3 protein-coding genes are annotated in these 4,175 nt (G+C 44.7%); all 3 read left to right on the top strand.

Annotation, left to right across the window (positions count from 1 at the left end):
• Positions 1-61: 61 nt before the first annotated feature.
• The 3 genes from DOT_RS11865 to hemW all read left to right on the top strand — a co-directional run bounded on the left by DOT_RS11865 (position 62) and on the right by hemW (position 4,039).
• A complete protein-coding gene (locus DOT_RS11865) occupies positions 62-469 on the top strand; it encodes a type II toxin-antitoxin system HicB family antitoxin (protein WP_009618758.1) in 408 nt (135 codons plus the stop codon).
• Between the two features lie 439 nt (positions 470-908).
• A complete protein-coding gene (gene lepA, locus DOT_RS11860) occupies positions 909-2,714 on the top strand; it encodes a translation elongation factor 4 (RefSeq protein WP_009618756.1) in 1,806 nt (601 codons plus the stop codon).
• Positions 2,715-2,857: 143 nt separating this feature from the next.
• Entirely contained in the window at positions 2,858-4,039 is a 1,182-nt protein-coding gene (hemW, locus tag DOT_RS11855; RefSeq protein ID WP_009618754.1) for a radical SAM family heme chaperone HemW, read from the top strand.
• The last annotated feature ends 136 nt before the right edge of the window (positions 4,040-4,175 follow it).

Raw genomic sequence — 4,175 nt, 5'->3', positions numbered from 1 at the left:
AAACAAGCAAAAGCAAAGTTGAAATAAATCCCGACTTCCATTTTACAAGGAGGATTTATATATGAATGACAAATACCTTTTTCCCGCAATTTTTACAATAGAGGATGATGGAATTTCTGTTGAACTTCCTGATTTACCCGGTTGTCTAACATGTGGGTCGAACCAAGAAGAGGCTTTTGAGATGGTGAAAGACGCTTTATCACTCCATATTTACGGAATGGAGCAAGATGGCGATGCTATACCAGTCCCCACGAAGTTGAACGAGTTGAAGCTGAATCAGAATCAATACTCGGTATTGGTTGAAGTGTGGATGCCCGTTTTTCGTGACCAAATGACCAACAAGGCAATTAAAAAAACTCTTACTATTCCGAAGTGGTTGAACGATGCTGCCGAACAAAAGCATGTTAACTTCTCGCATGTTCTCCAAAATGCACTTAAGGACTATTTAGGTATCAACCAACAGCCTTAGGAAATGATGTATTGGGGCCCCTGACAGGGACTCTTCTTGTACTATCAGAAAGTATAAACTGCGTTATCTACTGCAAGAAGGGCTAATACGTGCGAAGACAGTGCTGCAAGAAGGTTTAACCCGTGCGAAGACAGTGTCTTCGTCGTCGTCTAAGCATAAGTGCAACCAACGACTTCCGCTCTCGCCAAGGCTCGGCGCAAGCCGGGTTTTCTTTATATTAGGACTCCCACTTCAAATAGCATCAAGCAGGATTAATAAATAGTTTCGGGTATGTAGGGAAAGGACAGCTGCTAAAGGCTAGTTTATAGGGCGTAGAGAAGGTAGTTGGCAAGATTCTTGCAGAATTCCCTTGAATTCTGATATAATCACTCTTTAGGATGTATTTTACTCTGGTTTTAAGAAAATGTATTTCTGAATTATAGAAATGAGGGGGAAGACCTTGGCACAGGCTTCACAACGTATCCGAAACTTTTCCATTATTGCGCATATCGATCATGGTAAATCTACTTTGGCCGACCGGCTGATTGAATATACCGGGGCCTTAAGCAAACGAGAAATGGAAGAGCAAGTTCTTGATTCCATGGATCTGGAGCGCGAGCGCGGGATTACTATTAAATTGCAGGCTGTGCGGTTAAGTTATAAGGCCAAAGACGGAGAGGTTTACGAACTGAATCTTATTGATACACCGGGTCACGTGGATTTCACCTACGAGGTATCTCGTAGTTTAGCAGCCTGTGAAGGGGCCCTGCTTGTGGTCGATGCAGTCCAAGGAATTGAGGCTCAGACCTTGGCCAATGTGTATCTGGCCTTGGAAAATAACCTGGAGATTATTCCGGTTATTAATAAAATAGACTTGCCGAGTGCTGAGCCTGAACGTGTTCAGCAAGAAATTGAAGATGTCATTGGGTTGGACGCCAGTGAAGCGATACTTGCTTCGGCCAAGACGGGCATAGGGATAGAGGAGATTCTCGAAAGGATTGTCAAAACAGTCCCGGCTCCGCAAGGAGAAGATCAAGCTCCTCTGAAGGCACTGATTTTCGACTCGAAATTTGACGCCTATAAAGGTGCTATTTCTTATGTTCGGATTGTAGAGGGTAACATTTCCAAAGGGACGAAGATGAAAATGATGGCCACTGGTAAGGTCTTTGAAGTGACGGAGGTAGGGGTATTTGCTCCTGCCATGCGTATCGTCGAGGAGCTTAAAGCGGGTCAAGTTGGATTTATTGCAGCCAGTATCAAAAACGTTAAGGATACCCAAGTCGGAGATACGATTACTGATGCTGAAAACCCGGCATCTGAGCCACTTCCCGGTTACCGGCAGGCAACCCCCATGGTGTTTTGCGGACTGTATCCCGTCGAAGCCAGCGATTATAACCGTCTGCGCGATTCCTTGGAAAAACTTCACCTCAATGATGCCAGTTTAGTTTTTGAACCGGAAACCTCCGCTGCTCTGGGTTTTGGTTATCGCTGCGGATTTCTGGGGTTACTCCACATGGAGATTATTCAGGAACGCTTGGAAAGAGAATATGATCTAAACTTGATTACGACGGCACCTAGCGTGATCTATAAAGTTCACACTTTGCAAGGAGAGGTTGTTAGTATTGACAATCCTTCAAATCTCCCTTCTGTCGACAAGATTCTTAGTATCGAAGAGCCAGTCGTCAAGGCTACCATTTTAGTTCCCTCAGAGTATGTAGGGGCGATTATGGAACTTAATCAAGAAAAGCGGGGAACGTATTCTAATATGGACTATGTGTCCAAGAGTCGGGTGAAATTGATTTATGAACTCCCGCTCAGTGAAATTGTTTTTGATTACTTTGATCAATTAAAATCCCGAACTAAAGGGTATGCGTCTCTGGATTATGAATTATCTGGCTATAAAGAAACAGATTTAGTCAAAATTGATGTGCTGCTGAACGGAGAAATGGTGGATGCCTTATCCTTTATTGTTCATCGAGCAAAGTCTTATCAGCGGGGAAAGAAGCTTGTGGAGAAACTCCAAGGTATCATACCGCGCCAAATGTTTGAAATTCCGATCCAGTCGGTGATCGGGAATAGGGTCATTGCCCGGGAGACTGTTCGGGCTATGCGGAAAGACGTTTTGTCCAAATGCTATGGGGGGGATATCTCCCGTAAACGCAAACTCCTCGAGAAGCAAAAGGCAGGAAAAAAGCGCATGAAGCAAGTGGGCAATGTGGAAATACCGCAGGATGCTTTTATGGCGGTCTTGCAGATCGAAGATTAGTTGAACGAAGATTGGAAGATTGGTTGATTGGTTGATTTGGTCCGTTGTGTTGTCATTGGTATAGGAAGTGGCACGATGTATAGCGTGCTTGCCTTAGAAGATTGATAAGGGCATATGCCTTACAGAGAGGGGATGCATGAAATATGCCTTCCTTATACGTACACGTTCCGTTCTGTATTCAAAAATGTGATTACTGTGCTTTTTATTCTCATTCACTAGTTAGTTCCCCTGAGGATTTTATTTCTGTGTATTTAGAGGGCTTAGAAGTCGAAATGGCGAAGCGGCAAAAAGATGCCCCTCAGGGGGTATCTTCTCTTTTTATCGGGGGTGGGACACCCACAGTGTTAAAGGATGAAGAATTAGAGTGTCTAATGAAAATGATTCAGCGGTATTTTCAGATGAACTCAGGAGCGGAAAAAACAGTCGAAGGAAATCCCGGAACTCTGACGACTGAGAAATTGAATATCTTGCGCCGCTACGGGGTTAACCGTTTTTCCCTCGGAGTCCAAGCCTTCGATGATAAGCTACTGACCGCTGTGGGTCGTATGCATACTGCCAGACAAGCACGTGAAGCCATCCAGCGCCTGAGAACTGCAGGTTTTAAGAACATTAATCTGGATTTAATGTTTGGGCTCCCTGCACAAGATATGAAGTTGTGGCAGGCTTCTATAGAAGAAGCCTTATCTTATTCGCCCGAACATTTATCCCTTTATGGATTGATGCTCGAAGAGGGCACGCCACTTTATGAGTGCTATATGGACGAGACAAAAGAGAAAAGTGATAAACTCTCTAGGGCCGAAAAGGAAGCGCTTCCTGATGATGATCTGCAAGCAGAGATGCAGGAATGGGCTGTGAAACGGTTGAAACAAGCAGGATATAGACAGTATGAAACGTCTAATTTCGCCCGCCAAGGTTATGAATGCCAGCATAATTTAGGCTACTGGCGGGGGACAGATTATTTAGGGATAGGACCGGGTGGGGTGTCTTGCGTAAACAGGGTACGTTGGAAAAATGTCGAAGAAGTGAGTGCTTATAGAGATCGCCTTCAAAAGGGCCAAGATCTCGTTGATCAAGAGGGGCTTGAACTATTATCTTTGCAGGATTGTATGGCGGAGCGTATGATTCTGGGGTTGCGTCTTCAGGAGGGTGTTAATATTACATCATTCCGAAATGATTTCGGCGTAGATCTGAGGGATATTTACAGGGATATTTTGGAACGCTATAAACATAAGAATGTTTTTATGTTTCAGGGTGATTATTTATGTTTAAATCCTAAATTATCTTTTGTGGCTAATGGGGTTTTGCAGGAGTTCGTCCTTGTATGACCCAGCGCTCAGTCCTACGACGCAGAGCAAACTAACCGTTCAAGCTCCTTGGCTTTGGGGAGCGGGGTTCCCGCCAGATGAGCCATCCTTGGCTCACTGGCGGCAGCGCACGTCCTTGTGCGCTGCCCCGTATTAC

This window comes from Desulfosporosinus sp. OT, from assembly GCF_000224515.1.
In the GTDB taxonomy this organism is placed as follows: domain Bacteria; phylum Bacillota; class Desulfitobacteriia; order Desulfitobacteriales; family Desulfitobacteriaceae; genus Desulfosporosinus.
The sequence above is the reverse complement of the archived record's forward strand: the minus strand, read 5'-3'. Positions and strand labels throughout refer to the sequence as shown.